25 protein-coding genes and 1 tRNA gene are annotated in these 26534 nt (G+C 69.1%); 11 read left to right on the top strand and 15 right to left on the bottom strand.

Annotation, left to right across the window (positions count from 1 at the left end; all coding sequences use genetic code 11):
* Nucleotides 1–21: 21 nt before the first annotated feature.
* From gltA to A9A59_RS06860, 3 genes are all read right to left on the bottom strand, one after another.
* A complete protein-coding gene (gltA, locus tag A9A59_RS06870; RefSeq protein ID WP_098503577.1) occupies nucleotides 22–1470 on the bottom strand; it encodes an NADPH-dependent glutamate synthase in 1449 nt (482 codons plus the stop codon).
* Between the two features lie 91 nt (nucleotides 1471–1561).
* Nucleotides 1562–2047, bottom strand: a complete 486-nt coding sequence (locus A9A59_RS06865; RefSeq protein WP_165772560.1) for a pyridoxamine 5'-phosphate oxidase family protein — start codon at nucleotides 2045–2047, stop codon at nucleotides 1562–1564.
* A complete protein-coding gene (locus A9A59_RS06860) occupies nucleotides 2037–2621 on the bottom strand; it encodes a GNAT family N-acetyltransferase (RefSeq protein WP_098503575.1) in 585 nt (194 codons plus the stop codon). The genes A9A59_RS06865 and A9A59_RS06860 overlap by 11 nt, the downstream gene beginning before the upstream one ends.
* A 122-nt stretch (nucleotides 2622–2743) precedes the next feature.
* On the opposite strand from A9A59_RS06860, the gene A9A59_RS06855 reads away from it, so the two are divergent.
* Nucleotides 2744–3964, top strand: coding sequence for a DUF389 domain-containing protein (locus A9A59_RS06855; RefSeq protein WP_098503574.1), 1221 nt, complete (start codon nucleotides 2744–2746; stop codon nucleotides 3962–3964).
* Here A9A59_RS06855 and A9A59_RS06850 read toward each other — a convergent pair.
* Nucleotides 3961–4965, bottom strand: coding sequence for an MBL fold metallo-hydrolase (locus A9A59_RS06850; RefSeq protein ID WP_098503573.1), 1005 nt, complete (start codon nucleotides 4963–4965; stop codon nucleotides 3961–3963). The two genes, A9A59_RS06855 and A9A59_RS06850, sit on opposite strands and share 4 nt — an antisense overlap.
* Nucleotides 4966–5010: 45 nt before the next feature.
* Nucleotides 5011–5086, bottom strand: a tRNA-Arg gene (locus A9A59_RS06845).
* Between the two features lie 98 nt (nucleotides 5087–5184).
* Here A9A59_RS06845 and A9A59_RS06840 point away from each other — a divergent pair.
* On the top strand, nucleotides 5185–6360 hold the full coding sequence (locus A9A59_RS06840; protein WP_098503572.1) for a serine hydrolase domain-containing protein: 1176 nt from the start codon (nucleotides 5185–5187) through the stop codon (nucleotides 6358–6360).
* A gap of 28 nt (nucleotides 6361–6388) precedes the next feature.
* On the opposite strand, the gene A9A59_RS06835 is transcribed toward A9A59_RS06840, so the two are convergent.
* Nucleotides 6389–7231: an enoyl-CoA hydratase-related protein gene (locus A9A59_RS06835; protein WP_098503571.1), complete on the bottom strand. Its 843-nt coding sequence runs from the start codon at nucleotides 7229–7231 to the stop codon at nucleotides 6389–6391.
* 49 nt (nucleotides 7232–7280) lie between these two features.
* Here A9A59_RS06835 and A9A59_RS06830 point away from each other — a divergent pair, with 49 nt between their 5' ends.
* The 7 genes from A9A59_RS06830 to A9A59_RS06800 all read left to right on the top strand — a co-directional run bounded on the left by A9A59_RS06830 (nucleotide 7281) and on the right by A9A59_RS06800 (nucleotide 14114).
* Nucleotides 7281–8234 (top strand): lysophospholipid acyltransferase family protein, encoded by a 954-nt coding sequence (locus A9A59_RS06830; RefSeq protein ID WP_165772559.1) that lies wholly within the window; start codon nucleotides 7281–7283, stop codon nucleotides 8232–8234.
* Complete coding sequence (locus tag A9A59_RS06825; protein ID WP_133117541.1) at nucleotides 8231–9106, top strand: lysophospholipid acyltransferase family protein; 876 nt, start codon at nucleotides 8231–8233, stop codon at nucleotides 9104–9106. Before A9A59_RS06830 ends, A9A59_RS06825 begins: the two co-directional genes overlap by 4 nt.
* Entirely contained in the window at nucleotides 9093–9815 is a 723-nt protein-coding gene (locus A9A59_RS06820; protein WP_098503569.1) for a PHP domain-containing protein, read from the top strand. The genes A9A59_RS06825 and A9A59_RS06820 overlap by 14 nt, the downstream gene beginning before the upstream one ends.
* Complete coding sequence (locus A9A59_RS06815; protein ID WP_165772558.1) at nucleotides 9812–10966, top strand: glycosyltransferase family 4 protein; 1155 nt, start codon at nucleotides 9812–9814, stop codon at nucleotides 10964–10966. The genes A9A59_RS06820 and A9A59_RS06815 overlap by 4 nt, the downstream gene beginning before the upstream one ends.
* The gene (locus tag A9A59_RS06810; protein ID WP_098503567.1) at nucleotides 10966–11556 is read left to right on the top strand and encodes a CDP-alcohol phosphatidyltransferase family protein; all 591 of its coding nucleotides are present in this window, start codon (nucleotides 10966–10968) and stop codon (nucleotides 11554–11556) included. The genes A9A59_RS06815 and A9A59_RS06810 overlap by 1 nt, the downstream gene beginning before the upstream one ends.
* 44 nt (nucleotides 11557–11600) lie before the next feature.
* A protein-coding gene (prfB, locus tag A9A59_RS06805; protein ID WP_098503566.1) for a peptide chain release factor 2 occupies nucleotides 11601–12708 on the top strand; the annotation gives its coding sequence in 2 pieces (ribosomal slippage) (nucleotides 11601–11666 and nucleotides 11668–12708; 1107 coding nt in all).
* The gene (locus A9A59_RS06800; RefSeq protein ID WP_098503565.1) at nucleotides 12705–14114 is read left to right on the top strand and encodes a peptidase MA family metallohydrolase; all 1410 of its coding nucleotides are present in this window, start codon (nucleotides 12705–12707) and stop codon (nucleotides 14112–14114) included. Before prfB ends, A9A59_RS06800 begins: the two co-directional genes overlap by 4 nt.
* 109 nt (nucleotides 14115–14223) lie before the next feature.
* On the opposite strand, the gene A9A59_RS06795 is transcribed toward A9A59_RS06800, so the two are convergent.
* Entirely contained in the window at nucleotides 14224–15408 is a 1185-nt protein-coding gene (locus A9A59_RS06795; RefSeq protein WP_098503564.1) for an acyl-CoA dehydrogenase family protein, read from the bottom strand.
* A gap of 105 nt (nucleotides 15409–15513) precedes the next feature.
* On the opposite strand from A9A59_RS06795, the gene A9A59_RS06790 reads away from it, so the two are divergent.
* Complete coding sequence (locus A9A59_RS06790; protein ID WP_098503563.1) at nucleotides 15514–16692, top strand: pyridoxal-phosphate-dependent aminotransferase family protein; 1179 nt, start codon at nucleotides 15514–15516, stop codon at nucleotides 16690–16692.
* Here A9A59_RS06790 and A9A59_RS06785 read toward each other — a convergent pair.
* The 8 genes from A9A59_RS06785 to ispD are packed head-to-tail and all read right to left on the bottom strand — an operon-like array spanning nucleotide 16689 to nucleotide 24427.
* Entirely contained in the window at nucleotides 16689–17966 is a 1278-nt protein-coding gene (locus A9A59_RS06785; RefSeq protein WP_098503562.1) for a nucleotide sugar dehydrogenase, read from the bottom strand. The genes A9A59_RS06790 and A9A59_RS06785 overlap by 4 nt on opposite strands.
* On the bottom strand, nucleotides 17963–18976 hold the full coding sequence (locus A9A59_RS06780) for a Gfo/Idh/MocA family oxidoreductase (protein ID WP_098503561.1): 1014 nt from the start codon (nucleotides 18974–18976) through the stop codon (nucleotides 17963–17965). The genes A9A59_RS06785 and A9A59_RS06780 overlap by 4 nt, the downstream gene beginning before the upstream one ends.
* Before the next feature lie 53 nt (nucleotides 18977–19029).
* Nucleotides 19030–20124, bottom strand: a complete 1095-nt coding sequence (locus A9A59_RS06775) for a DegT/DnrJ/EryC1/StrS family aminotransferase (protein ID WP_098503560.1) — start codon at nucleotides 20122–20124, stop codon at nucleotides 19030–19032.
* Nucleotides 20121–20729, bottom strand: coding sequence for an acyltransferase (locus A9A59_RS06770; RefSeq protein WP_098503559.1), 609 nt, complete (start codon nucleotides 20727–20729; stop codon nucleotides 20121–20123). Before A9A59_RS06770 ends, A9A59_RS06775 begins: the two co-directional genes overlap by 4 nt.
* A complete protein-coding gene (locus tag A9A59_RS06765) occupies nucleotides 20726–22630 on the bottom strand; it encodes a polysaccharide biosynthesis protein (protein WP_098503558.1) in 1905 nt (634 codons plus the stop codon). The genes A9A59_RS06770 and A9A59_RS06765 overlap by 4 nt, the downstream gene beginning before the upstream one ends.
* Complete coding sequence (locus A9A59_RS06760; protein ID WP_098503557.1) at nucleotides 22627–23220, bottom strand: sugar transferase; 594 nt, start codon at nucleotides 23218–23220, stop codon at nucleotides 22627–22629. Before A9A59_RS06760 ends, A9A59_RS06765 begins: the two co-directional genes overlap by 4 nt.
* Nucleotides 23221–23279: 59 nt before the next feature.
* The gene (gene ispF / locus A9A59_RS06755) at nucleotides 23280–23756 is read right to left on the bottom strand and encodes a 2-C-methyl-D-erythritol 2,4-cyclodiphosphate synthase (protein ID WP_278286820.1); all 477 of its coding nucleotides are present in this window, start codon (nucleotides 23754–23756) and stop codon (nucleotides 23280–23282) included.
* Complete coding sequence (gene ispD / locus A9A59_RS06750; RefSeq protein WP_098503556.1) at nucleotides 23753–24427, bottom strand: 2-C-methyl-D-erythritol 4-phosphate cytidylyltransferase; 675 nt, start codon at nucleotides 24425–24427, stop codon at nucleotides 23753–23755. The genes ispF and ispD overlap by 4 nt, the downstream gene beginning before the upstream one ends.
* Nucleotides 24428–24552: 125 nt before the next feature.
* Here ispD and A9A59_RS06745 point away from each other — a divergent pair, with 125 nt between their 5' ends.
* Nucleotides 24553–26463, top strand: a complete 1911-nt coding sequence (locus A9A59_RS06745; protein WP_133117540.1) for a TIGR03960 family B12-binding radical SAM protein — start codon at nucleotides 24553–24555, stop codon at nucleotides 26461–26463.
* The last annotated feature ends 71 nt before the right edge of the window (nucleotides 26464–26534 follow it).

Below are 26534 nucleotides of genomic sequence, written 5' to 3'. Positions count from 1 at the left end.
GGTGTGTAATTCGTGGAGGGGCTAGCGGCGGGGGGCCGGGAGGGTCATCAGGTATTCGTGGATGGCTTCGGCGGCACGGCGCCCGTCGGCGAGTGCGGTGACGACGAGGTCAGCGCCGTTGACGTTGTCGCCGCCGGCGAAGACGCCGGGCCGGGTGGTGCGGCCTTTCTCGTCGACCTGGATAAGGGCCTTTCGGTCGGTCCGGATGCCGGAGGTGGTCTGCGGGACGACGGGGTCGGCACCGTAGCCGATGGCGATGACGACGGCGTCGGCGGGGATGACGAATTCGCTGCCGGGGACAGGGATGGGCCGGCGGCGGCCGGTCTCGTCCGGTTCGCCGAGCTGCATGCGCTGGCATTCCACGGCGCGGACACGGCCGTGTTCATCGCCGAGGATGCGGGTAGGCAGGGTGAGCATTTCGAAGCGGACGCCTTCTTCGCGGGCGTTCTTGCGCTCCTCCTCGCGGCCGAGCATTTCGGCTTCGGTGCGGCGGTAGACGCAGGTGACGTTCTGGGCGCCGAGGCGGACGGCGGTGCGGACGCAGTCCATGGAGGTATCGCCGCCGCCGATGACGACGACGTCATTTAGCTTCGGCAGGGGGGTGCGGAGGCGCTCGGGGAGCATTTCGGGGGCGAGGTTGCCGCGGACGAGGAACTCGGTTGCGGAGTAGACGCCCTCGAGGTCTTCGCCTTCGATGCCCATTTCGTTGCCGACGCCGGCGCCGGTGCCGATGAAGACGGCGTGGAAGCCCTGCTGGAAGAGTTCGTCGATGGTGATATCGCGGCCGACGTAGGTGTTGCAGATGAACCGGACGCCCATGGCTTCGAGGTGGGCGATGTACTCGTCGACGATGTTCTTGCGCATTTTGAAGTTGGGGATGCCGTAGACGAGGACGCCGCCGGGCTCGGGCCAGTATTCGTAGACAGTGACGCTGTGGCCTTTATCGGCGAGCTGCTCGGCGACGGCGAGGCCGGCGGGGCCGGAGCCGATGACGGCGACCTTGAAGCCGGTGGGCTCGGGCATGTAGCGGGGCATGGGGTAACCGCCGAGCTGCTGGCGCTGGTAGTCGGTGCAGAAGGCTTCGAGTTTGCCGATGGTGACCGGCGGCTCCTGGCGGCCATCGGGCCGGATGGCGAAGCCGACGACGCAGGCGCCCTCGCAGAGCTTTTCCTGCGGGCAGAGGCGCCCGCACATCTCGGGGAGGTTGGAGGTTTCGCGGAATTTATCGGCAGCGCCGAGGATGTCGCCGGCTTCGATGAGGGCGAGGGCGCCGGGGATGTCGTTGTGGACCGGGCAGGCTTCCTGGCAGGGCGCGGAGGGGCACTGGATGCAGCGCGAGGCCTCGATGCGTGCGGCGTTCAGGTCGAACCCGAGGTAGGTTTCCTCGAAGTTGCGCTTGCGTTCTTCGGGGTCCTGCTTCGGAACGGGCTGAACGCTGATGGCGAGGCGGCGGGCGACGTCGTTGGCCATGCTTCTCCGGTGCCGGGATTGCGGCGTTACTCCAGGGTTCCCTGATCGTACCCGAGGGGCGGGAGGAAGTGAACCGGGGGGCGTCCGGTGTTCAGGCACCGGCGGTGCGCTGCTGCTGGAACTCGCGATCGGCGCGTTTGCCGCGATAGACACGCATATCGATGGCGCGGGTGACTTCGGGCTGGAGGCGGAAGAGAAGCCGGGGCTCGGTTTGCATGTTGGCAAAGAAGGCTTCGACTGCGGGGGCGTTGGCGGGGTCGCCGCGGCCGATGTACTTCTCAACGAGGAGCCGGGAGATGGGCCAGATGTCGAACTCCGGGAGTTCGAACGGGGTGACGCGGCCGTCGAATTCGACATGGCCGGTAAGCGGGGGACCGGATTCGATGCAGAGGGAGGCGCGGGAGTCGCGCAGGAGGTGCTTGCACCAGACGCGGTTGTAGGTGCCGGTGATCCAGATGCCATCGTCGCGGTGGAGCCACCAGACGGGGACGGTATACGGCATGCCGTCGCGGCGGAGGGTGGCGATGACGCCGACGGTCGGCAGCTGGAGGAATTCGGCGAGGGTTTCAGGCGTCATCCGGGGCATGGGCGGCGGGCTCCTCGGGAGCTGGCGGCGCGGGTTCCGCGGGCGGTTCGCGGAAGGCGGCCATCAGGATGCGGTCATCGTACCGTCCATCGACCCAGGTGTGGGCCCGCTGGCAGCCTTCGACGGCGAACCCGGCGGCTTCGAAGCAGCGGCGGGCTCGTTCGTTTGACGCCGGTACAGCGAGCCAGATCTTGCGGAGGTTGCGGAGGCGGAAGGCGTATTTGAGGAGAAGCCGGACAACGTCGCGGCCGTACTTGCGGTTGATGTAGTCGCGGTCGCCGATGGTGATGCGGAGTTCGGCGGTGCGGGCAGCCTCGTCGATGTTCCGCAGCATGCAGTGTCCGATGATCTTGCCGCCCTGGACTTCGATGGCGAACCACGAGGGGCGCGGCGACTGGCCGGCGTAGAGGGCTTCGAAGCGCTCGGCGAGGTGCTCGGGGGTGAGCGGGACGGGCACATCTTCGCCGCCGAGGAGCTGGAGTTCGACATCGTTATGGAAATCGAGCAGCCGTTCGAGGTATTCGCGGCGCATGGGCCGGAGGATGGTGCGTTCGCCTTTGAGCATGGCGGGGCCGCCCCCTGGGGGATGTTCGTGGGGTTGCTACCGGGAGGTATCGGCCGGGCGGGCGCCGGGGAGCAGGGGGCAGCGGGGCGACCGAAGGGGCGTGATCGGGGAAACTCCAGTCTGTGCCGAACCACACCGTTCTTCCGAAAGGCCGACTGCGTGCCGAGATTTTCCGCGCGGCGCGGCCGGACCTGCGCTTCCGGCTTTTGGTCTGGTTCTCGTGTGTGATTGCGACGCTGGGGCTGATTGCGGATTCGCCGGCGGTGGTGATTGGCTCGATGCTGGTTGCGCCGCTGCTGGGGCCGATTATGGCGCTCGGCCTGGCTTTGCTGGGCGGGGCCCGGAAGGAGCCGCTTCCGCCGCTGTGGGCCCTGGGGGAGGGAGTGGTGGCAGCGATCGTGCTGTCGTATGTCATTGCCGAGCTGCTGCGCGCTTCTCCATTTGCCGTCCTGGAGACCATTCCGGGCGAAGTACAGGCGCGGACGCGGCCGAATCCGCTGGACCTTGGCATCGCGCTGGCCGGGGGTGCCATCGGCGCCTACAGCCTGGTGCGGATGCGTGCAGCGGAGGCACTTCCCGGGGTGGCGATCGCGACGGCTCTCATGCCGCCGCTATGCACGATCGGCATCGGACTTTCGCTGGGCGACCGGGGCGTCTGGGGCGGCGCGATGCTGCTCTTCGCCACGAACCTGAGCGCAATCCTGACGGCGGCTGCTGTCGTGTTTTTGCTGAGCGGGGTCCGGCACAAGACCCCGACGCATCCCGGGCCCCGTTTGGTGGTTGGCGCGGTCCCGGTGGTCGTCCTTGGTGTGACGCTTGCGGTTCTGACGACGCGGGCAGTCCAAGAGGCGAGGGAAGAGGACCACCTAACCGCAGCGGCGCGAGAGGCTGTCGTGAACCTTTTCCCGTCAGGCTCTGTAGAGAAGGTGTCGCGATCGTCCGGGGACGATGGGAGCGTACGTGTGCGGGTGGAGGCGCAGGTTGACCGGGAGCCGACCATCACCGATGCGGAGACGATCCAGGCGTACCTCGCCCAGCGGACGGGCAAGCGGATTCAGCTCATTTTCGTCACGACGCCTGTTCTTGTGCTCGACCCGCGCAACCCACCGCCCCCGGACGTGCGGCTCCTGACACCGACGCCGACGCCCACGGCGACTTCGACGCGCACGCCGACCCCCACAGCGACTCCGACGCGCACGGCGACCCCTCCCAGGACGGGGACCCCGGGAGCCACCTCATCGGAGCTGCGGACGCCGGGGCCCGGCGGCGGCGCAGCGGGTGAGCCCGGACGGAACGCGTCGACAACTCCGACGAGGAGTTCGACGCCGGGGCCGACGCCCTAGCGGGCGGCGTCGGCGGCGGTGCCGATGAGTTCGTAGCGCGGGGGTTCTTTCCACTCCGCGGTCGGGGGGTTCTCCTGCCTGCGGAGCTCTTCGCGACGCTTTTGCGTCTCGAGTTTGCGGGCTTTGGCGATGAGGAGGTCGCGCTGGCGCGCGTGCTCTTCGGCGCGCTGGATGGCGCGAGGGGACGGCGGACGGCGGGGGATGCCGGGATACTCGCGGATGCGGCCCTCCTCGGCGAGCTGTTTGAGGTGGGCGCGGACGTTGTTGTCGGCGGCGCGCCGCAGCCGCGGGTCGATATCGGGGTAGAGCTGGAGCATGATGTCCCAGCTGGAGAGGGCGCCGCCGCCTTCGAGCACCTGGAGGATCTGGCGTTCGCGCATGTCGCGGTGGTCGATGTACATCTGGAGGCGCTCGCGGGGGTCGCGGACGATGCGGCCGTGGCCGGGGCAGATGACGCGGAGGTTCGGCAGTTCGAGGAGGCGCCGGAGGGTGCGGCGATAGCTGGCAAGGTCCCAGACGGTGGTGGTGGAGCTGCCGAGGAGCGTGTCGCCGGTGAAGAGGACGCCTTCTTCTTCGATGTAGTAGCAGAGGGAATCGACGGAGTGGCCCGGGGTCGCGAGGACCTGCACGCGGACGCCGCCGTCGAGGTCGATGATGTCGCCGTCGCGGAGGGCCTGGACGTCGCGGGGGATGCGGCCTTTGAGCAACGGGCGGCCGTTTGCGGGAATGGCGACCTGCGCGCCAAGCTCCTCCTTCGCCCACTTGAGGTTGCCGGAGTGGTCTGCGTGGTGGTGGGTGATGGCAGCGATGGCGATTTCCTCGCGTTCGACGGCGGCGAGGTAGCCCTTGAGGAACCAGCGGTAGCGGTCGATGGCTTCGCCGGAGTCGATTGTGAGGGCCTGCCGGCCGGGTGCGCCGACGAGGTAGATGCAGGTGAATTCGGGGTGCATCGGATTGTCGTCGGGGACGAGAACCGCGCGGACGGACGGCGAAATCTGCATGGGCTGGCAACCGGGGAGCGGGATTGGGGAAGTGTACGGGAGGGGTGGCGCCCCCGGCAGGATTCGAACCTGCGGCCAAACGCTTAGAAGGCGTCTGCTCTGTCCTCTGAGCTACGGGGGCCTGGCGCCATTGTACCGGTGCGCCGCCCGGGGGCGGCTCGCGGGGAGCCGGCAGCGGGGGTAAGCTCAGCGGCCAGACGGGTGCAGGAGGGTCTGACGATGGCGCTGGAGCAGTACCTCGCGGCGAGGCCGGAGGACGTGGGCATCGACAGTGAGAAGCTGGAGGCGGTGTTCGCGCGGGCGAAACGGGACGTCGACGACGGCACTCTGAAGAGCGCGCAGGTTGCCGTGGCGCGGGAGGGCCGGCTGGCGGGCGTCCGGACGTTCGGCACCGTGCGGCACGAGGGGCGCGAGGAGGAGGTGCCGGCGACCAGCGACACGCTCTACACCATCTTCAGCTGCACGAAGGCGATTGTCGGGGCCGCGACGTGGGCGCTCTGCGAGGACGGGCAGCTCCGGATTGAGGAGCGGGTGGCAGCAATCATTCCGGAGTTCGGCACGAACGGAAAGGACCAGATCACGGTGGAGCAGGTGATGCTCCACGTTGCAGGATTTCCGTACGCGCCGTTTTCGCCGCTCGACTGGGATGACCGCGAGCGGCGGCTGCAGCGGTTTGCGAGCTGGCGGCTGAACTGGGAGCCGGGCACGCGGTTTGAGTACCACGCGACGAGCGCGCACTGGGTGCTTGCAGAGATTATCGAGCGGCGGACGGCGAAGGACTTCCGGGCGTATATCCGTGAACGGGTCCTCGAGCCGGCGGGCGTGGAGGAGCTGTATATCGGCCTGCCGGCGGAGGAAAACCGGCGGGTGGCTGACGTGCGGCATCTCATCCCGCCGACGCCGCCGCCGGGCGGCTGGGGCGAGGTGACGCCGGAGGCGATCCTCCAGTTCAACCGGCCGGAGGTGCGGGCGGTCGGGGTGCCGGGCGGCGGCGGGATCGGCGGAGCGGCGCAGCTGGCGCTGTTCTACCAGGCGCTGGTGAATGGCGGCGTGGGGCCGAGCGGGAGGCGGGTGCTGAAGCCGGAGACCATCGAATGGGCGACCGTCGTCCGGACGAAGGAGCACCACCGGGTGCCGATCCTCGATTACCCCGTAAACCGAGCGCTGACGGTGGTGGTCGCCGGGGACGACGGCTTCATGCACCTGCGGGGGTTTGGGCGGACGGCGTCACCGCGGGCGTTCGGGCACGGCGGTGCCGGCGGCCAGATTGGGTGGTGCGACCCCGCGACCGGGATTTCGGTCGGCTACTGCACCGACGGGTTCCTCGACGAGGTGCAGCAGGGGCGGCGCATTACGGCGATCAGCTCGCTCGCGGCCCAGTGTGCGGCCGAATAGCCGCACGGCGGCCCATGCGGGGCGGTGATCAGCCGCCGGGATCCCTGTCCGGCGGACTCCAGAAGCGGGGGTCGCGCTTTTCGAGGAGGGCAGCGACGCCCTCGCGGAAGTCGGGGCCGGCGGTCAGTTCGTTGAGGAGGCGCCGGGCTTCGGTGACGGCAGGGCCAATGCCGCGGTGGAGATCGAGGTAGACCTGGCGGCGGGTTTCGCGCAAGGAGGAGGGGGCCACGGTGCGCGCGAGCGTGCGGGCGTACTCGTAGGCCGCGGGGAGGAGCTCATCCGGCGGGAGGACGCGATGGACGAGCCCGAGCCGCTCCGCCTCTTCGGCGAGGAAAATGCGGCTGGAGAGGAGGAGCTCCATCGCGGGGGCCAGGCCGATGAGGCGCGGCAGCAGCCAGGAGAGGCCGTATTCGGCGGGGAGGCCGAGCTTCCCGTGGGCGGTGGTCAACTTCGCGCCGGCGGCGGCGAAGCGGATATCGCAGAAGCAGGCGAGGACGAGGCCGACGCCTGCGGCGGGGCCGTTGATGGCCGCGATCGTGGGCTTCGCGAGGCCGAAGTGATAGGCGAAGTCGTGGTCGAACTCGGGGTGGACGCCGAATCCGGGCCGCGGGATGTCGGGCGGGGTGCCGGGGTCGTAGCCGCCTTTCTCGACGTGTCCTTCGAGGGCGCGGGCATCGGCGCCTGCGCAGAATCCGCGGCCGGCGCCGGTGACGACGATGACCCGGACGGCAGGATCGGCGTCGGCCTGCGCAAGGCACCAGCGGTACTCGGTGTGCATCCGCCCGGTCCAGGCGTTGAGCCGTTCGGGGCGGCTGAGGGTGATGGTCGCGACGGGACCATCGACCTCGAAGCGGGTGACTTTTAGCTCCATGGGCGGATTGTACCGGGAGTGTTCGTGCAGCCCGGGTACACTGGAATTGATGGGAATTTCACCGGGGACGGAACGTGCGCGTGAGCTTCCGCAGCGGGTGGCGCGGCCAGGTGGGGGTGCGCTGCAGTACTGGGGCTGGCGGGCGGCACAGGCGACGATTGGGCGGACGCCGGCGCCTGCGGCATACCGGATTGCCAGCGGGCTGGGCCACGCTGCGTACTGGCTCTGGCCGCGGGGCCGGCGGGCGATGCGGGGAAATTTTGCCCGGGTGCTCGGCACGGCCGAGGGCGGGCTGGTCGACCGGGTAGCGCGGGCATCGCTGGCCGCGTATTTCCGTTACCTGGTCGACTTCATGCGGCTGGGAAACGGGGCCGCGCGGCTTCCGCGGGTTGAGGGGGAACGGGCCTTTGCGGCGCTCGACCGGCTGCTGGAGCGCGGACGGGGAGCTGTCATCGTCTGCATGCATTATGGTAACTGGGACGCCGGGGCGGCCTTCGCGGCGTCGAGGGGCTACCCGCTTACGGTCGTGGCCGAGGGTTTCGGCGACCCGCGGCTCGACGCGCTGGTGCTTGGGACGCGGGAGCGGCTGGGCATGCAGGTGATCCGGGCGGAGCGGGCGGGGCCGTCGATGGTGCGCGTGCTGAAGCGGAACGGGCTTTTGGCGCTGCTCATCGACCGGCCGGTGCCGGGTGAAGGGGTGGAGGTGGAGTTCTTCGGCGAGACGGTGGAGGTGCCCGCGGGCCCGGCTCGGCTGGCGCTGGCGACGGGGGCAGCGCTCGTGCCGGTTGCATTCCGGCGGCTGGACGCGAACGGGGAGCGGATGGAAGTCGTGGGCGACTTTTCAATCGTCCCCTGCGATGAGGCGCGGCCGGAGTGCGTCCGGGCGCTGACGCAGCAGGTGATGCGGGTGCATGAGTCGTTCATCCGGGAGCGGCCGGAGCAGTGGTACATGTTCCGTGCGTTCTGGCGGCGCGAAGCCGCGGCAGGAGCGACGGGGGCGTGAGCCTGAGGGCGCTGATGATGCGCGTGGCGGCGCAGACTGCCGGGAGAGTACCGGGAGTCGCCTATCCGCTTGCGCCGGTGGTTGGGTGGGCAGTGTGGCACGCGAGCCCTGCGACGCGACGGAGGGTCATCCGGAACATGCTGCCGCTCTGCGACGGGGACCCGCGGCGGGCGCGGCGGGAGGCCCGGCGGGCGCTGACGCATGTGCAGGCCTACTTCCTCGACCTGGCGACCCTGCCGCACCGGGATATGTCGCGGTTTGAAGCGGAGCACCTGGAGATTTTTCACGGGCAGCGGCTGGAACTGCTGCGGAGCGGCGAGCCGGTGCTGCTCGTCAGCGCACATACGGGAAACGCCGAGCTGGCGATCCAGGCGCTGACGTACCGGGGGCGGTCGTTCGTCGCGCTGGTGGAGCGGCTGGAGCCGCGGGACTGGGCGGAGTATATGTTGAAGCTGCGGTCTTCAGCCGGGGGGACGTTTCTCGAGGCGGGTTTCGGGGGTGTGCGGGCCTGCATCGAAACGCTGCGGAACGGGGGAGTGGTAGGGGTGATGGGCGACCGCGATATCCAGCACACGGGGGTCTGTGTTCGGCTGTTCGAGCGGCCGGTGAAGCTGCCGCGTGGGCCGTGGGAGCTTGCGCGGAGGACCGGCGCGATTGTTCTTCCGATTTTTTCGAGCCGGAAGCGCGGGGATCAGTTCCGTATCGACGTCGAGGAGCCGTTCCGGGTGGCGGAGACCAGCGACGCGGAGGCCGACATCCGGGAAGCGGCGGAGCGGTTTGCGGGCCTGCTGGAGCGGCACCTGCGGCGCGACCCGGGCCAGTGGGCCGTGCTGGAAGACTTTTGGAGGGTGCACGCCTGTGGGGAAGGCTGACCTCCACCTGCACTCCCGTGTCAGCGACGGCTTCGCGTCGATCGAGCAGCTGCTGGAGTGGGTCGAGCATGCGACGGACCTCGATGTCATTGCCGTGACAGACCACGAGGACGTCCGCGGCGGCCTGCGGGCGCGCGAGCTGGCCGCCCGGCGGGGCTACCGGTTCGAGGTCATCCCGGGTGCGGAGATTACGACGCTGCAGGGCCATGTGCTGGCGCTCTTTGTGGAGCGGGACCTGCCAAGCTTCCGGGGGGTAGAATCGACGCTCGCGATGATCCATGACGCGGGCGGTATCGCCATTGCGCCGCATCCGCTGAGCTGGCTGACGCGGTCGGTCGGCCGGCGGACGCTCGACAGCCTGTGGGCGCGGGGCGAAGCAGGGGTGCACTTTGATGCGATTGAGCTGGCGAACCCGAGCCCGGCAGGCGTGCGGACAGGGGCGAAGGCTGCCCGGCTGAATGCGGAGCTGTGGCGTTTGCCGGCGACGGGGAGCTCGGATGCGCACCACCTCGAGCACGTAGGCAGCGCGTGGACGGAATTTGCCGGGCGGACGGCTGAGGAGCTGCGGCAGGCGATCGCGGCAGGAGAGACGCGGGCGGTGATGCGTCCGCCACCGGCGGTGCCTGCCGGGCGGCTGGCGCTCGGGCTGGCGTGGGGCTATACGGCGACGCCGCGCAAGGTGGTGCGGATGCTGGGAGGGCGCCGGTGAAGATTGCGCTGGTGAGCCCGTATGACTGGTGCGTCGAGGGCGGGGTAAAGACGCATATCCGGCACCTTGCGGCGTCGTTCCGTTCGTGGGGACACGAGGTGGTGATCTTCGCGCCAGCCTCCGACGCGGAGCGGGTACGGGACGAGGTCCACGTGATGGGGCGGCCGTTTTCGATGCGGGTCAGCGGTTCCGTTGCGCGGATCACGTTTGCATGGAAGTCGCCAGAGGTGAAGCGGGTGCTGCAGGAGCACCGGTTCGATGTGGTGCACCTGCATGAGCCGCTCATGCCGCTGCTTCCGTACTACTTCTTGCGGCACTCGCACGCGGTGACTGTGGGCACGTTCCATGCGGCGAAGGAGGGCGGCAATCGGTTCTACGGGTACACGACGCCGCTGACGCGGCGGTGGTTCCGGAAAATCGAGGGGAAGATTGCGGTTTCGCCGGCGGCGGCGAAGCTGGTGAGCCGGTACTTCCCGGGGTACTTCAACATCATCCCGAACGGGATCGATTACGAGCACTTCGCCGGGCCGGCGGAGCCGTTCCCGGAGTTTATGGACGGCCGGAAGAACATCCTGTTCGTGGGGCGGCCGGAGAAGCGGAAGGGGCTCAAGTACCTGCTGAAGGCGTATCTGCGGATCCGGCAGCAGGAGCCGAACACACGGCTGATTGTGGTCGGGGCGGGCGATTTTTCGCGGTACGAGCGGGTGATGGCGCCGTTCCCAGACGTCGTGTTCCGGCCGAACGTGCCGTACGCGGACCTGCCCCGCTACCACAAGAGCTCGACGGTTTTCTGCGCGCCCAACACGGGGAACGAGAGCCAGGGGTATGTGCTGCTGGAGGCGCTGGCGGCCGGCGACGCAGTGGTGGCGAGCAACATCGAGGGGTTCGCCGGTGTGATGACGAACGAGGTGGAGGGACTGCTGGTACGCCCGAAGGACCCGGACGCCATCGCGGCCGCGGTGCTCCGGCTGCTGCGGAACCCGGGGCTGCGGGAGACGTTCGGCGCGCGGGGTCGGGAGCTGGCGCGGCACTACAGCTGGGACAACGTCGCCCACCGGGTGATGTCGTACTACGAGCGGCTGCTCTACGAGCGGCAGCAGGTGGCGGAGACGCGGGCGCGGCGGGCTGCGCTGGCAGGGTCGGGCCGCTGATGGGCGTGACGCTACTGCCGACGCGGCTCCCGAAGGGCGTGCAGGATGTAATCGGCCGCTCGGTCGGAGGGCTCGGGATTACCCCGAACATGATTTCGCTGGCGGGCGCCGGGGGGAACGTCGCTGCGGCGATACTGGTTGCGCGGGGGGAGCTGCTGGCCGCGGGGCTGGTCTACCTGCTGTTTTCGGCGCTGGACCTGGTGGACGGGGCGGTGGCGCGGGCGACGGGGAAGGCGAGCCCGTTCGGGGCGGTGTTCGATGCGGTGCTCGACCGGGCGAGCGAGGCGGTGGTGCTGGCGGCCTGCGCGTGGTACTTCTCGGAACGCGGTGAGCAGTGGCAGACGGCAGCCTGCTTTGCGGCGCTCCTTGGGAGCGTATCGGTGAGTTACCTGCGGGCGCGGGCGGAGGTGGCCGGCGTCCCCATGCGGGAGGGCCTGTTCCGCCGGCAGGAGCGCGTGGCAGTGCTGGGGCTGGGGCTCGTGCTGGGCTGGCTGACGGCTGCGGTAGCGGTCCTTGCCGTGCTTTCGAACCTGACAGCGCTGCAGCGAGCGTGGATGCTGGCGCGGGCGTTCCGGGACGAGCGCGGCTGAGCGTTCGGCTCGATCGTCGCGGGGCGGCGTGCGAGGATGGAGGCATGAACGAACTGCAGGCACGCGCGCGCGAGCTCTCGGACCGGATCTCTGACCTCCTGGTGCGTCTTTGACATCGCCAGGGATGAAGCTCGCGTAGCAGAACTCGAACAGCAGACCTTCGCACCCGGCTTTTGGGACGACGCAGCGGCTGCGCGGAAGGTGATGCAGGAGCTGGCGGCCCGGCGTGATCGGGTGGAGACATGGCGCGGGCTGGAGCGGCGCGCCCGTGAGGCGGGTGAGCTGCTTGAACTGGCTGCAGCGGAGGACGACGAGCAGACGGCCGAGGAGGTGCGGCACGAGCTCGACGCCATCGAGGCGGAGCTCCGGCGGCTCGAGTTTCAGCTGCAGCTCTCCGGGCCGTACGACATGCGGAACGCCATCCTGGCGGTGCACGCCGGCGCAGGCGGGACCGATTCGCAGGACTGGGCCGAGATGCTGCTGCGGATGTACCTGCGCTGGGCTGAGCGGAAGGGGTTTGAGACCGAGATTCTCGACCTGACGGAGGGCGAAGAGGCTGGCATTAAGAGCGCGACGATCGAAGTTCGCGGGCCGTACGCCTACGGCTACCTGAAGAGCGAGCGCGGCGTCCACCGGCTGGTGCGGCTTTCGCCGTTCAACTCAGCGGCGACGCGGCAGACCAGCTTTGCGAAGGTCGAGGTGATGCCGGAGGTGGACGAGGTTGGCGAAATCGAGATTAACCCTGACGACCTGAAGATTGACGTCTTCCGCTCGAGCGGAGCCGGCGGCCAGAACGTGCAGAAGAACTCGACGGCGGTGCGCATCACGCATATCCCGACGGGGATTGTGGTGACGTGCCAGAACGAGCGGTCGCAAGCGCAAAACAAGGAGAGCGCGATGAAGGTGCTGGAGGCGCGCCTGCTCGAGCTGGAGCTGAACCGGCAAGAAGAGGAAAAGGCGCGGCTGAAGGGCGAGCACGTTGACGTTTCGTTCGGGAGCCAGGTCCGCAACTACGTGCTCCATCCGTATAAGCTGGTGAAGGACCTGCGGACGGGGTACGAAACGACGGATACGACGGCCGTGCTCGATGGCGAAATCGACCCGTTCATCGAGGCGTATCTGCGGTCGCAGGTCGGGCAGGAGGTGGCATGAGGCGCGGGGCGCTGGCTGCGACGGCGGCGCTGCTTGTGCTGGCGGCGGCCGCCGGGCTGCCGCCGCGGGGAGCGGCTTCAGCTGCAGTGATCGAATCGATGACGGTGGAGAACGGCTATCCGCGGACGCTGACGTTCCGGGTGACGGCACGGGCGGACGTTGATATCACCGACGCGACGCTGTCGTACGCGATCAAAGGCCGGGGGACCCTGGCCCTCGGGAAGCCGGACAGCCTGGAGCGGGGGAAGACGGTGACCGCCGAAGTGGTGCTCCAGGTGAACTCGGGGCAGAGTTACATCCCCGTCGGTTCGGAGTTCACCTATTCGTGGGAGGTTCAAACGGCGGACGGGCAGGTGACGCGCAGCGAGGAGCGGCAATTCCTGTACCTGCCGCCGGACCGCCAGTGGCAGTCGGTGGCGAACGACTTCATGGTGGTGTACTACCACGGCGACCGGGAGACGCTGGCACGCGCATACCTGAACGCCGGAGCGGACACGTACGAGCGGATCGGGCGGCAGCTGTACGGAATTACGCTGACGACGCTGCCGGTGAAGGTGATCCTGTTCGCGAACGAGGCGGAGATGGACCCGGCGCGGCCGGGCACGGGCGGACGATTCGATGCGGCGGTGACGACCTGCGGCACGAAGGTGACGAACGATATCCTCCTGATGATCCCGGTGCCGTGCGGCTCGACCGACCGGACGGACACGCTGCGGCACGAGCTGGGGCACATCCTGAACGACATCGCGGGGCAGGGTGCGCTGGCGAAACTGCCGGCGTGGCTGGACGAGGGCGCGGCAGTGTACGCGCAGTCATCGCCCGGGGATTACGAAGGGGCGTTCCGGGCGGCGGTGCGGGCCGACCGGCTGATCCCGTTCAACCAGATGGTGGTGCCGACCAGCAACCCGCAGCTGGTGGGGGTGTTTTACGGCCAGGCGTACTTCATGGTGAAGTTCCTGGTCGACCGCGAGGGGCCGGGGAAGTTTGCAGAGCTGATGCGGACGATCAAAGGCGGGGTGCGGTACGACCAGGCGATCGAGCGGGTGTACGGGCTGACGATGCAGCAGTTCGAGGACGCGTTCCGCGCGGCGTATGGGCTGGCGCCGCGCTCGGCGCCGACGGCCGCTCCCACTGCCGCGCCGACGCAGCGACCGCAGCAGGCGCAGCCGACTGCCGCCCCGACGAAGGCGCCGGCCCAGGCCGGCGGCGGCACGGGCGGGGACTCCGGGATCGACCGTGGGCTGCTGATCATTCTCGGGCTGGCGGTGCTGCTGGCTTTGGCGGCGGTGTTCAGCTGGCTGGTTGCGATGATGCTGGCGAACAACCGCGAGCGGGGGGCGGGGAGCGGCCCGGGAGGACCGGGGCCCGGCGGGAGCCCGGGACCGCCGACGGCCGGGGGAAGGTAGGCCGGCGGGCGCATGGCCCTGGCCGGTTCGCCGTGGCCAGAGAAGAGAGAAGAATGACGGCCGCCCTGTTGCGCAGGACGGCCGTCGCAGCGTTTTGCTGGTGGGCGGGTCAGCCGCGCGGGAGCCCGAGGCCGCGGGTGGCGATGATGTTCCGCTGGATTTCGCTGGTGCCGCCTTCGATGGTGTTGGCGACGGAGCGGAGGTACATGTACTTGATGCGGCCGCGCAGCGGGGGCTTCGGACCATCGGTCTTGGCATCGAGCTGGCCGTAGAGGCCGAGGACCTTCATGCCGGTGCGGTAGATGCGCTGGTTCAGTTCGGTGCCGTAGAGCTTGGCGACTGCGGCTTCGTGGCCGGGGGCGACGCCTTCCTTCGCCTGGATGGAGACGATCTTGAAGCTCATCATCTGGGCGACGCCGGCCTCGACGTAGCGCTCGACCAGCTCGTGGCGGATAGCCGGGTTGTGCGCGAGGGTGCTCTGCCCGTTGGTCGTGTTTTCGCGGGCGAACTTGATGAGGTCTTCGACGGCCTGACGGGCGCCGACCGAGCCGCCGATGTTGGAGCGCTCGAAGGAGAGGGTGGTCTGGGCGAGGTACCAGCCGCGGTTCTCCTCGCCGATGATGTTCTCGCGGGGGACGCGAACGTCTTCGAAGAAGACTTCGTTGAACTCGTGGGTGTAGGCGAGGTTGACGAGCGGGCGGACGGTGATGCCCGGGCTCTTCATATCGACGATGAAGTAGGTGATTCCGCGGTGCTTGGGGGCATCGGGGTCGGTGCGGGCCAGGAGGATCATGTATTTGGCGAGGTGGCCGCCGGACGTCCAGATCTTCTGCCCGTTGATGATGTAGTCGTCACCGTCGCGGACTGCGCGGGTCTGGAGTGCGGCGAGGTCGGAGCCTGCGCCGGGTTCGGAGTAGCCCTGGCACCAGATGTCTTCGCCGCTGAGGATGCCGGGGAGGTACTTCTTTTTCTGTTCTTCGGTGCCGTGGACGATGAGGGTGGGGCCGGCAAAGCCGACGGCGATGCCGCCGGGGCGGGGGAGGCGGGCTTCGGCGAGCTCCCAGTTGAAGATGAACTGCTGCATGACGGAGAGGCCGGCACCGCCGTACTCCTTCGGCCAGGCAGGTGCGACCCAGCCGCGGGCAGCGAGGGCCTTCGTCCATTCCTTGCTGCCGCCAAAGAAGGCGCGTTCGCCGTCGTCGTCGCGGATGCGCGCCTTGTGGCCTTCTTCTTCGATGAATTTGCGAACTTCGGCGCGGAACGCGGCCTCTTCCGGCGTGTCTCGGAAGTCCATGGAACAACCTCGTGGATGTGGTGACACGATTGTACACGCGTGTCGAAAAACGGGCTGTGGGCTGCCTCGGAGCGGCTGCGGCGGGCAGCGGGTAGGATCAGGCGCATGCCGATGACAACCTTCACTCCACCGACTCGCATTCTGATGGGCCCGGGCCCGAGCGGGGCGCACCCGCGGGTGCTGGCAGCGATGACGCGGCCGCTGCTCGGCCACCTCGACCCGGATTTTCTCCGCGTGATGGACGGGTGCCGGGCGATGCTGCGGGAGGTGCTCCAGACGGAGAACGAGGTCACAATTGCGACGCCGGGAACCGGCACCAGCGGGATGGAAGCCGCGGTGATGAATCTCGTGGAGCCGGGCGACCGGGTGGTAGTCGGCATCTGCGGGTACTTCGGGGAGCGGATTGCGCAGATGGCCGAGCGGGCCGGGGGCGAGGTGACGCGGGTGCAATCGCCCTGGGGCCAGCCGGTTGATGCGGCCGTGGTGGAGGCTGCGGTGCGTGCGGCGGGCGGGGTGAAACTGCTGGCCATTGTCCATGCAGAGACATCGACGGGGGCGGAGACGCCGGTCGAGCCGTTCGCGCGGATCGCCCGGGAGCACGGTGCGCTGCTGCTGGTGGACTGCGTGACGTCGCTGGGGGGGATGCCGGTGCGGGTCGACGCGTGGGGCGCTGATGCGGTGTACTCGGGGACGCAGAAGTGCCTGAGCGCGCCGCCGGGGGTAGCGCCGCTCACGCTGTCGCCGCGGGCGTGGGATGCGGTGCGCCGCCGGGAGACGCCGTGCAATACGTGGTACCTGGACCTGCAGCTGCTGGAGGCGTACTGGGACGAGCGGCGCGTGTACCACCACACAGCGCCGATTTCGATGGTTTACGCACTGCACGAGGCGCTGTCGCTCGTACTCGAGGAAGGGCTGGAGACGCGCTGGGCCCGGCATGAGCGGAACGGGCGGGCGCTGCAGGCCGGGCTGGAGGCGATGGGGCTCACGCTGCACGCGCAGGCGGGCTACCGGCTGCCGGTGCTGACAACGGTGCGCATCCCGGAGGGGGTGGAGGACACGGCGGTGCGGGGTGCGCTGCTCCACCGGCACGGCATCGAAATTGGCGGAGGGCTCGGGGAGCTGAAGGGCCGGGTGTGGCGTATCGGGCTGATGGGCGAAAGCTCGACGCCGGGGAATGTGCTCCTGCTGCTCAATGCGCTTGGCAAGCTGCTGCGGGAGCAGGGATTCAAGGCCGACATCCGGGCCGGGCTGGATGCGGCGACGGAGCGGCTGGGCGGGGGTTAGCGGGCAGCCGGCGTGGGCGGGCGACCAACGCCGAGATAGCGGACACCCGCGGCCTCGATGGCGGAGCGGTCGAGGGCGTTGCGGGCGTCGACGATGACGGGTGCGACCTGGGCCCATTCGAGGCCGGCGTAGGCGCGGTGGTAGCTGTGGACGATAGCGGCGTCGTAGCCGCGGAGCGGTTCGGCGGCGCGCCGGAAACCGAGCGAGGCGATGCCCTCGGGGGACAGCAGCGGGTCGTGGCCTTCGACGGCGGCGCCGAGTGCTTCGAGCTCCCGGCGGAGGTCGACGGCGTTGGTGTGGAACGTGACGGCGACATCGGGCCGGAAGGTGAGGCCGAGCACGAGCACGCGGCGGCCTTCGAGTCCGCCGAGGAGTGCGGCGAGCCGGCGGACGACGTAGCCGGGCATGGCGTCGTTGACGGCGCGGCCGAGGGCAGAGAGGGCGGAGGGGCCTTCGCCCTGCATGAGGAAGCGGGGGTAGACGGGGATGCAGTGGCCGCCGACGCCGGTGCCGGGGACGTGGATGTGGGAGTAGGGCTGGGAGTTGGCCGCGCGGATGACTTCGGCGATATCGAGGCCGTGGACATCGGCGACCATGGCGAGTTCGTTTGCGAGGGCGATGTTGAGGTCGCGGTAGGCGCCCTCGGCGAGCTTGGAAAGCTCGGCGGCTTCGGCGCTGGAGAGGAGGAGGACCTCGCCGCCGAAGGTCTGGCGATAGAACTCAGCGGCGAGCCGGCCGCCTTCGGGGTCGACGCCGCCCACGACCTTCGGGTACTTCGTGAGGTCCTCGATCACACGGCCCATGAGCAGGCGCTCGGGGGAGAAGGCGACGTGGAGGTCCTGGCCGAGCCGTCGGCCGCCGGCTTCGAGGCGGGGCGCGAGGATGCGCCGGGTGGTGCCGACGGGCAGGGTGGTGTCGAAGATGCAGAGGGCGCCGGGCCGGAGGGCAGGGGCTGCGGTGTCGACGGCGGCGAGGAGGTGGGAGAGGTCGGCGCGGCCGTCGGCGTCGACATCGACGCGAACGGCGAAGAGAACTACGTCGGCGTCGGCGACGCCGGCGGCGGTGTCGGTCGTAGCGCGGAAGGAGCGGTCGGCGATGGTCCGGGCGAGGAGTTCGCGGAGGCCGGCTTCGTCGGGGAGGGGGTTTTCGGCGCGGTTGACCCGTTCGACGTGGGCAGCATCGATATCGCAGCCGGTGACGCGATGGCCGCGGGAGGCGATGGTGACGGCGAGGGGGAGGCCGATGCGGCCGATGCCGACGACGGCGACGTTCATGGGAGGGTAGCGACCTCATCGAGGCTGACCGGCAGGCCGGTCTCGCCGGAGCGGACGAGCGCCTCGGCGACGGCAAGGGCGGCGATGCCGGCGCTCGCGGGCACCGGGGGCGGGCCGCCGGCGAGGATGGCGTCGCGGAAGACCTCGAGTTCGACGCGGAGGGGCTCGCGGTTGTTGATCGGGTAGCGGGTCATCGGGCCTTCGGTGACGGAGGCGTAGACGCCTTCGCGGGCGGCGGCGGCGTAGTTTTCGTAGAAGCAGAGCACCTGGGCGGCGTAATCGACGGTGAACATGCCGCGCTCGCAGAGGACGGTGAGCGAGCGTTCTTTGGTGGGGGTGAGCCAGTTGATATCGAGGAGGCCCATCGCGCCGCCGCGGAAGCGGAGCATGCCGGCGAAGAGGTCTTCGTTGCCGGTAGCGATGTGGGAGCGGGACTCGGCGTAGACGCGCTCGACCTCGTCGTCGAGGAGGTAGCGCATGATGTCGATGTCGTGCGGGCCGAGGTCGTGGATGACGCCGACGTCGCGGATGCGGTGGGGGAAGGGGCCGACGCGGCGGGCGCGGACCTGGAGGACGCGGCCGCCCTGGCCTTCGTCGAGGCGGCGCTTGAGTTCGCGGACGGCGGGATTGAAGCGTTCGATGTGGCCGACGGTGAGGAGGACGCCGGCGCGCTCGGCGGCGTCGGCGAGGCGGCGGGCGGCGGCGAGCGTCGCCGCGATGGGCTTTTCGACGAGGACGTGGGCGCCGGCTTCGATGCAGGCCATGGCGACCTCTTCGTGGAGGCCAGTGGGGACGACGACGCAGACGAAGTCGGGGCGGGTTTCGGCCAGCAGTGCGGCGGTGGATTCGAACCCGGGAATGGGGCGGCCCTGGACGGCCTTGCGGACTCGTTCGGCATCGGGGTCGGCAACGGCGACCAGCTCAACGCCGGGGGTATCGGCGAGGACGCGGACATGGTTGGCGCCCATGGACCCGAGCCCAATGACGGCTGCGCGGAGGGTGCGGCTCACGGGTTCGAGGGTACCGCGCCGCGGACAGAGGTGCACGGGCAGGTCTGCCGGTATCAGCCGTGGAGGCGGTTGAGGGTGGCCGCGATGAATTCGACGTCCTCGGGCTGGAGCCCGGGATGGACGGGAAGGGAGAGGACCTGGGCGGCGGCTGCCTCAGCGACGGGGAAGGCGCCCTCGCCGAGGCCAAGCTCGCGGATGATCGGCTGCTGGTGGATGGGCACCGGGTAGTGGATGGCAGTGCCGATGCCGGCCTCCTGGAGCTGCTGCTGGAGCTGGTCGCGGTCGCGGGGGACGCGGATGGTGTACTGGTGGAAGACGTGGCGGTCGCCGTCGCGGACGCGGGGGGTTTCGAAACCGCGGATGAGGCTGCTGAGGCGCTCGGCGTTGGCGATGCGGGCACGGGTCCAGCCCTCGAGCTGCTCAAGCTGGGCGAGCCCAATGGCGGCGTTGAGATCCTGCATGCGCCAGTTGAGACCGAAGAGGTCGTGCCGGTAGCGGACCTCCTGGCCGTGGTTGCGGATGAGACGGGCGCGGCGGGCGATTTCGTCGTCGTTGGTGGTGATCATGCCGCCTTCGCCGGTGGTCATATTTTTGGTGGGGTAGAAGCTGAAGCAGCCGGTACCGAAGGTGCCGACGCGGCGGCCGGCGTGTTCGGCGCCGTGCGCCTGGGCGGCGTCTTCGATGAGTGCGAGGGAGAAGTCCTCTGCGAGCTCTGCGAGTTCGCTGATCCGCGCCGGGTGGCCGTAGAGGTGGACAGGCAGGATGGCCTTCGTCCGCTCGGTGATGGCGTCTTCGACCTTCTCGGGGTCGAGGTTGAGGTCGAAGGGGTCGATATCGACGAAGACAGGGGTAGCGCCGCTGGCGATGATGCTGGTCGCAGTAGCGATGAAGCTGAAGGGGGTGGTGATGACCTCGTCGCCGGGGCCGACGCCGTGCGCCTGGAGGGCGACGACCAGGGCAGCGGTGCCGGAGTTGACGGCGATGGCGTGGCGGGCGCCGATATAGTCCGCGAAGGCGCGCTCGAAGGCTTCGACGCGGGGGCCAGCGGCGAGCTGGCCGGAATCGAGCACCTCCAGGACGGCACGCTTCTCGGCTTCGCCGATGAAGGGGCGGGCGACGGGGATGAACGGGCGGGGGACGGTCGTCATGGGGACTCCGGGCCGGGGGCTGGTTCGAGGATAGCGGGCGATTCGCTGGCGAGGCGGTAGCGGCGCCCGCAGGCGGGGCAGGCGAGGTCGGCGCCGAGGGGGCGGGCGCAAACGCAGGCCCAGCCGACCTGGCGGGCGGGGTTCCCGGCGACAAGGGCAAAATCGGGGACGCTGCGGGTGACGACGGAGCCTGCTGCGACGAGCGCCCAGCGTCCGATGACCAGGCCGGGGAGGACAACGGAGCGGGCGCCGATGGCCGCGCCGTAGCAAATGCGGGAGCCGGAGAGTTCCCAGTCTGCGGCGCCTTTGAGGGTGCCGTCGGGGTTGATGGCGCGCGGATAGCGGTCGTTGGTGAGGACGACTTCGGGGCCGATGAAGACGCCGTCTTCGAGGGTGTTGCCTTCGTAGACGCAGGCGTAGTTCTGGATTTTGCAGTTGGCGCCGACGGTGACATCGGCGCCGATGTAGACGCCTTTGCCGATGATGCAGCCGGGGCCGATGACCGCACGTTCGCGGACCTGGGCGTGGTGCCAGATGCTGGCCCCGGGGCCGACCGTGGCGGCGGGGGAGACGTCCGCGGTGGGGTGGACACGCGGCTCGCTCACGAGGGGAGGGCCTCGCTTTCAGGGGCGTCGGCGGCGGCGTCTTCGCGGGAGAAACGGCGGGCGACGAGGTGGATGCGGCGGCGGACCTCCTCGGGGTCGTTCCACATGACCTGCCGGATTTCGTCGATGAGGCGCAGGATTTCGCGTTCGGTGACGTCGACGTTCGCGGTGAGGCGCATCACTTTGGGGTGCGAGGTGGGCTGGAGGTGTTCGAAGTCGGCGACGAGTTCTTCGCGGAGCTTTTCGCCGGGGCGCGGGCCGGTGAAGACAACTTCGATATCTTCACCGGGACGGAGCCCGCGGAGGCGGATCATGCGCTCGGCGAGTTCGAGGATGTTGATTTCCTCGCCCATGTCGAGCATGTAGATATCGCCGCGACCGCCGAATGTGCCGGCCTGGATGACGAGGGAGACGGCCTCGGGGATGGAGATGAAGTAGCGCTGCATCTCGGGGTGCATGACGGTGACGGGGCCGCCGCGCTCGATCTGCTTCATGAAGGTGGGGACGACGGAGCCGCGGGAGCCCATGACGTTGCCGAAGCGGACGGCGGCGAAGCGGGTGTGTGCGGATTCGCGGGCGAGGGCGATGACGAGGAGCTCGGCGATCCGCTTGGTGGCGCCCATGACGCTGCTGGGGCGGACGGCCTTGTCGGTGGAGATGAGGACGAAGGTGCCGACCTGGAATTCGCGGGCGGCGCTGGCGCAGTAGAGGGTGCCGAGCACGTTGACGCGGAAGGCCTCGGCGGGGTGCTCCTCCATGAGCGGGACGTGCTTGAGGGCGGCGGCATGGTAGACGAGGTTGGGGCGGGTGCGGGCGAAGATGTCGCGGACCCGGGGCTCGTCGGTGACGCTGGCGACCCAAAGGCGAATCGCGGTCTCGGGCGAGACGCCGGCGAGCTCGAGGGAGAGGTCGTGCAGGCCGGTTTCGTTGTTATCCAGGAGGTGGAGTTCGCGGGGGCGAAAGGTAAGCACCTGGCGGCAGAGCTCGGAGCCGATGGAGCCGGCGGCGCCGGTGACGAGGACGACGCGGTCGCGGACGGACTGGCTGCAGGCAGCGAAGTCGACCTGGACCGGTTCGCGGCCGAGGAGGTCGTCGAGGGTGATTTCGCGGAGGGTGTCATGGCCGTGGCCGAGGACCCAGTTATCGACACCGGGGACCATGCGGACCGGGATGTTGAGCCGCTGGCAGGTGCCGACAATCTGACGGACGAGCTGGCCGCTGGGCCGCTCGAGGGCGATGGCGACGATTTCGGCATCCATGCGCTCGAGGACGTGCTCGAGTTCGGCGATGGTGCCGTGGACCTTGAGGCCGTGGATGCGGTGGTGGAGGAGCTTTTCGTCGTCGTCGACGAAGCCGACGGGCTGGTAGGGGAGCGACGGGTTGGCCTGCAGTTCGCGGGCGAGGAGCTGGCCGGTATGACCGGCGCCGACGATGAGGAGGCGGCGTTCACCGGTATCGACCCACGGGAGGCGGACCAGCAGGCGGGTCCGCATCTTGACGACGGCCATGCCCGGGAAGACGAGGGCGCCGGTGATGAGGATGACGGAGAGGGGGAGGAGGCGCTCTTCGAGCCAGAAATTGATGCCGAAGAGGAGGAGCGTGACGAGCAGGACAGGCCGGAAGAGGCCGATGATGTCGCCGATGCTGCCGTAGGCCCAGACGGTGCGGTAGACGCCGAAGACATAGTTGCCGAGGACGTAGGCGCCGGCGATGAGGGGGAAGACGCGGACGACGAACTCGGCGTTGCGGCGGGGCACCTCGGCGTCGAAGCGGAGGAGCATGGCGCAGGCGAGGGCAGCACCGACGACGAGGACATCGAGGGCGATGGCGAGGAGGGTGGCGAGCGGGTCGCCGGGAGCGAGACGGCGGATGGCGGAGAGGGGACCGGCGTGGCGGTTCATCGGGCGCCGCTCCCCTTGAGAACTGCGAGGAGCGTCTTCAGCAGGATGGCGATATCGCCGCGGAGGGAGTGGTTATCCACGTAGGCGAGATCGTAGGTAATCGTTTCGTCATAGGTCAAATCTGATCGGCCGTTAAGCTGAGCGAGCCCGGCGATGCCGGGGAGGACCTCGTGGCGGCGGTGGTAGTGGGCCGGGTACTGGGCGACGATTTCGGGGATTTCGGGGCGGGGGCCGACGAGGCTCATCTCGCCCTTAAGCACGTTGAAGAGGTTCGGGAGCTCATCGATCGAGGTTTTCCGGAGGAAGGCGCCGAGCCGGGTGATGCGGGGATTGGGTTTATCCGGGGGAGAGAAGACGAAGGTGCGGAAGTCGTCGATGACGTAGCGGTCTTCTTTGCCGGGACGGGCGTGGCGCATGGTGCGGAGCTTGTACATGGTGAACGGCCTGCCGTGGAGGCCGATGCGCTGCTGGAGGAAGAAGGGATTGCCGCCAAGGTCGATGGCAAGGAGGAGGGCGGCGAGGAGCATGACGGGGACCCAGAGTGGGGCGGTGACGAGCACGAGAGTGACATCGAACAGGCGTTTGCCCACGGTTTCAGCCTATCCCCGGGCGGGGCTACGGGCACGAGGAGCGCGGGCGTTTCCGTTCGTTACCGGTGAAGGAGGACGACGGCGACGGCAGCCATGGCCTCGCCGCGGCCGACGGCATCGAGCCCTTCGCCGGACTTGGCTTTGACGCTGACGGCGCCGATTTCGATGCCGGCGATCTCGGCAATCCGGGCGCGGATGTGGGGGATGTAGGGGGCGAGCCGGGGGCGCTCGGCGCGGATTGTGGCGTCGATATTGCCGAGCTCCCAGCCGGCCTCGCGTGCGAAACGGAGGGCGGTGCGGAGGAAATCGGCGCTATCGGCATGGGCGTAGCGGGGGTCGCTCGGGGGGAAGTAGCCGCCGATGTCGCCGAGGGCGGCGGCGCCGAGGATCGCGTCGGTGATGGCGTGGAGGAGGACATCGGCATCGGAGTGGCCGCGCAGGCCGGGGCCCTCTTCGATGATGACGCCGCCGAGGACGAGCGTGCGGCCGTCGTCGACGGGGTGGAGGTCTTCGCCGATGCCGACGCGGATGTTCACCGGGCAGCCTCCCGGTCAGCGAGGAGGCGGGCGGCAATTTCGAGGTCGAGCGGGCGGGTGACCTTGAGGTTGTCGTAGGAGCCTTCGACGACGGCGCATGCGAGGCCGAGGCGGCTGAGCATGGCGGCGTCGTCGGTCTCGTCGTTATCGGACATAGCGGCTGCGTCGAGCCAGGCCTGGCGAAGGACGACCTGCGGCGTCTGGGCGGCCCAGAGGAGGGAGCGGTCGGGGTGGCCGACGATGCGGCCGCCACGGACCTCTTTGATGGTGTCGGTGACGGGGATTGCGGCGATGGCGCCCGGGAGCCCCTGCGCGGCCTCGATGGTTCGCTCGATGAGCGCGGGCGTCACCAGCGGACGGGCGCCGTCGTGGATGGCGACGTAGCGGGTTGAACAGGCGCGGAGGCCGGCCTCGACGCTGTCGCGGCGGCGGGCGCCGCCCGGTACCACGCGGAAGCAGGCGCGGGAGCACCAGGTGCGTGCGAGGTGCTCGAATTCGGCTTCGCGGCCGGGTGCAGCGACGATGACGAGGCAGCCGAGGCCGCGGACGGCTTCGAATGCAGCGAGCGACCAGCCGATGAGGGGCCGCCCGGCGAGCTCGCTGGTGAGCTTGTCGGCGCCGCCGAAGCGGGTGGAGGCGCCGGCGGCGACGATGACGGCATCCGTTGGCATGCCCTTGAGTATCGCCGACCTCCGGTCCGCGGTCAGCCGGGGGTGAGCTATGGAAGGGAGGCGCCGGCTGCTACGATGGGATCTTGCCTGCGGTGCATCTCACCCACTGCAAGGAGGAATTGCTGATGCCGACGGTTGCGATCGACGGACTGCTCGCCCGGGTTTCGAAGCCCTCGCGCTACACGGGCGGGGAGTGGAACAGCGTGGTGAAAGACTGGGAGGCAGCGAAGGTCCGGATTGCGCTGGCCTACCCTGATGCGTACGACATCGGGATGTCGAACATGGGGCTCGGCATCCTGTACGACATCCTGAACCGGATTGAGGATGTCGTCTGCGAGCGGGTCTTCGCGCCATGGGACGATATGGAGGCGGAGATGCGGCGCGAGGGGGTTCCGCTCTGGAGCCTCGAGACGCGGCATCCGCTGCGCGAGTTCGACCTGGTGGGGTTCACGTTCCAGTACGAGATGACGTACACGAACGTGCTGAACATGCTGGACCTCGCGGGGATCCCCGTGCTTGCGCGGGAGCGGACGGACGAGGACCCGATCGTCATCGCGGGCGGCAGCGGGGCGTTTAACCCGGAGCCGATGGCGCTGTTCATCGATGCGTTCGTGATCGGCGAAGGTGAAGAGGTGGTGGTGGAGCTGGCGGACCTCGTGCGGACCTGGAAGCGGGAGGGGACACCGCGGGAACAGCGGCTGCGCGACCTCTTGCGGGTCCCCGGCGTGTACGTGCCGGCGTTTTACGAAGCGCGGTATGACGACGCCGGGCATTTCCTGGCGCTGGAGCCGTTGGTGCCCGAGGCGCCGCGGGTGATCCGCCGGCGGATTGTGGAGAAGCTGCCACCGCCGCTGGTGAAGCCGATTGTGCCGTTCCTGCAGACGGTGCACGACCGGGCCGCGGTCGAGATCCAGCGGGGCTGTACGCAGGGCTGCCGCTTCTGCCAGGCAGGGATGATCTACCGGCCGACGCGGGAGCGCTCGCCAGAGGAGGTAGTGCAGGCGGCGGCAGACCTGATGGCGAACACCGGGTACGACGAGCTGTCGCTCCTTTCGCTGAGCACGACGGACCACAGCGAGATTGTGCCGATGGTGCAGATGCTCACTGAGCGGTTCCCGAACCTGAAGGTGAGCCTGCCCAGCACGCGGGTCGATACGTTCTCGGTCGATGTGGCGAACGCGATTGCGAAGGGCAAGAAGCACACCCTGACGCTGGCCCCTGAGGCGGGTTCGCAGCGGCTGCGGAACGCGATCAACAAGCTCGTGAGCGATGCGGACCTGCTGGGCGCCGCTGAGAACGCGTTCCAGCGGGGCTGGACGGGCATCAAGATGTACTTCATGGTCGGCCTGCCGACGGAGACGATGGAGGACGTGGCGGGGATTGTGGAGCTGGGGAAGCAGGTGAAGGCGATCGGGAAGAAGTACGTCGGCGGGCGCGCGCGGGTGCGGGTGAGCACGAGCAACCTCGTGCCGAAACCGCATACGCCGTTCCAGTGGGCGCGGCAGGATACGGCCGAAGAGCTGGAGCCGAAGCACTTCCTGTTGAAGGACGGCTGCCGGGCTGCCGGGGTGGAGTTCAGCTGGAACGACCCGCGGGACAGCTTTATTGAGGCGGTGCTCTCGCGGGGCGACCGGCGGGTCTCGGAGGCGGTCTACGAGGCATGGCGCCGGGGCGCGAAGTTCGACGCGTGGAGCGAGCATTTCAGCTTCGAAACCTGGCAGGCGGCGTTTGCGGCCGTGGGGGTGGACCCGGCGTGGTTCGCGCACCGGGAGTGGGATACGCGCGAGCCGCTGCCCTGGGACCATATCGACTGCGGGGTGACGAAGGCGTACCTGCGGGGGCAGTGGCTGGCGGTGCATTCGACGAAGACGGTGGGCGACTGCCACCACGGTGCGTGCAACGTCTGCGGTATGCAGAACTTCGATGCGCTGCGTGGGGAGAAGGGCGTTGCGGATTGCGTGGTGAAGGTGGGGAAGCTGGCGGAGCTGCGCCGCGGCGCGCGGAAGTACGAAGGGGAGCTGCTGGAGCTGGTGTAGCCGGCTGCCCGGGCAGGATGACCGGGGGCGGGGCCGAATGGCCCCGCCCTCGGTTGTGGTGGGTTGTGCCG

It is taken from the genome of Tepidiforma thermophila (genome assembly GCF_002563855.1).
Lineage (GTDB): Bacteria > Chloroflexota > Dehalococcoidia > Tepidiformales > Tepidiformaceae > Tepidiforma > Tepidiforma thermophila.
The sequence above is the reverse complement of the archived record's forward strand: the minus strand, read 5'-3'. Positions and strand labels throughout refer to the sequence as shown.

Excerpts from the sequence above, each read along its gene's own strand:
- gltA (WP_098503577.1), bottom strand. The coding sequence starts at position 1,470 with ATGGCCAACGACGTCGCCCGCCGCCTCGCCATCAGCGTTCAGCCCGTT.
- A9A59_RS06865 (WP_165772560.1), bottom strand. The coding sequence starts at position 2,047 with ATGACGCCTGAAACCCTCGCCGAATTCCTCCAGCTGCCGACCGTCGGC.
- A9A59_RS06860 (WP_098503575.1), bottom strand. The coding sequence starts at position 2,621 with ATGCTCAAAGGCGAACGCACCATCCTCCGGCCCATGCGCCGCGAATAC.
- A9A59_RS06850 (WP_098503573.1), bottom strand. The coding sequence starts at position 4,965 with ATGCAGATTTCGCCGTCCGTCCGCGCGGTTCTCGTCCCCGACGACAAT.
- A9A59_RS06840 (WP_098503572.1), top strand. The coding sequence starts at position 5,185 with ATGGCGCTGGAGCAGTACCTCGCGGCGAGGCCGGAGGACGTGGGCATC.
- A9A59_RS06835 (WP_098503571.1), bottom strand. The coding sequence starts at position 7,231 with ATGGAGCTAAAAGTCACCCGCTTCGAGGTCGATGGTCCCGTCGCGACC.
- A9A59_RS06830 (WP_165772559.1), top strand. The coding sequence starts at position 7,281 with ATGGGAATTTCACCGGGGACGGAACGTGCGCGTGAGCTTCCGCAGCGG.
- A9A59_RS06810 (WP_098503567.1), top strand. The coding sequence starts at position 10,966 with ATGGGCGTGACGCTACTGCCGACGCGGCTCCCGAAGGGCGTGCAGGAT.
- A9A59_RS06800 (WP_098503565.1), top strand. The coding sequence starts at position 12,705 with ATGAGGCGCGGGGCGCTGGCTGCGACGGCGGCGCTGCTTGTGCTGGCG.
- A9A59_RS06795 (WP_098503564.1), bottom strand. The coding sequence starts at position 15,408 with ATGGACTTCCGAGACACGCCGGAAGAGGCCGCGTTCCGCGCCGAAGTT.
- A9A59_RS06790 (WP_098503563.1), top strand. The coding sequence starts at position 15,514 with ATGCCGATGACAACCTTCACTCCACCGACTCGCATTCTGATGGGCCCG.
- A9A59_RS06785 (WP_098503562.1), bottom strand. The coding sequence starts at position 17,966 with ATGAACGTCGCCGTCGTCGGCATCGGCCGCATCGGCCTCCCCCTCGCC.
- A9A59_RS06775 (WP_098503560.1), bottom strand. The coding sequence starts at position 20,124 with ATGACGACCGTCCCCCGCCCGTTCATCCCCGTCGCCCGCCCCTTCATC.
- A9A59_RS06765 (WP_098503558.1), bottom strand. The coding sequence starts at position 22,630 with ATGAACCGCCACGCCGGTCCCCTCTCCGCCATCCGCCGTCTCGCTCCC.
- ispD (WP_098503556.1), bottom strand. The coding sequence starts at position 24,427 with ATGCCAACGGATGCCGTCATCGTCGCCGCCGGCGCCTCCACCCGCTTC.
- A9A59_RS06745 (WP_133117540.1), top strand. The coding sequence starts at position 24,553 with ATGCCGACGGTTGCGATCGACGGACTGCTCGCCCGGGTTTCGAAGCCC.